This is a genomic window from Lactobacillus sp. UMNPBX6 (genome assembly GCF_002553975.1).
Taxonomy (GTDB): Bacteria; Bacillota; Bacilli; order Lactobacillales; family Lactobacillaceae; genus Lactobacillus; species Lactobacillus gallinarum.
Genome location: NZ_PCZD01000119.1, coordinates 1 through 1,086 on the forward strand (window position 1 = coordinate 1; position 1,086 = coordinate 1,086).

Here is a 1,086-nt window from a genome sequence, read left to right on the forward strand (position 1 = left end):
TGATAGAATGTTAATATCCACAAAAACATCTATTGGAGGTCACAAATGGACTCTTTACATTTTACCATGAATCAGCACGTTAAAGGCAAGCACTTATCATTTGAAGAGCGGGTTGTTATCCAAACCCGTTTAAAAGATGGTTATTCTATTAGAGCGATTGCTCGCGAATTGGGCTGCTCTCCTTCTACAATTAGCTATGAGGTTAAACGTGGTACTGTTTCTCTCTATCATGGCAAGCAGCAGCGCTATAAGGCTGAACATGGTCAGAGCGTTTATCAGATTAATCGTCGTCACTGTGGTCGTAAATCGGACTTCTTGAAGAAAGCAAACTTTATTAGCTACGTCATTAATCATTTTTTTGAGGACGGCTGGTCACTTGACGTTTGTGCCAATCGTAGCTTAGCTATCGGTGAATTCTCACATCATCAAACAGTCTGCACCAGAACTTTGTACAACTATGTAGAACAAGGCCTAATTGCAATTAAGAACTATGATTTGCCTGAAAAAATTAAACGTAATACCAAGCTCCATCATGTTCGCAAAAACAAGAAAAAGCTGGGACGAAGCATCGAAGAGCGACCTAAAGAGATTGACCAGCGCAATGAATTTGGTCATTGGGAATGTGATCTTGTTCTAGGGCATAAAACCAAAGATGATCAGGTTCTATTAACGCTTTCTGAGCGCATGAGCCGTGAATTCTTGATTATTCGCATACCTGACAAGACATCTGCCAGTGTCATGCAGGCTTTTAAAATGCTTCAAAAACAATACAGCGAGCACTGGAATGACATCTTCAAGACGATTACTACTGACAATGGTTCAGAGTTTGCGGATTTAGCTAATTTAGAAGAAGTTTCTAAGACTCTTATTTATTATGCTCATCCTTATACTTCTTGTGATAAAGGAACTGTTGAAAGACATAATGGTCTTATTCGCAGATTCATTCCTAAAGGAGACTGCATCAATAACTATTCTCTCCAACAAATCATTGATATTGAAACCTGGTGCAACTCTTTACCCAGAAAGATCCTGGCATATCACACACCAGATGAAATCTTCGAAAGAGAATTAGATAAAATCTATCAA

General features: G+C 38.8%; 1 protein-coding gene. It reads left to right on the plus strand.

The window, feature by feature from the left end; all coding sequences use genetic code 11:
- Positions 1 to 45: 45 nt before the first annotated feature.
- On the plus strand, positions 46 to 1,086 hold a 1,041-nt coding region (locus CP357_RS09910; RefSeq protein WP_098037218.1), incomplete at its 3' end, for an IS30 family transposase.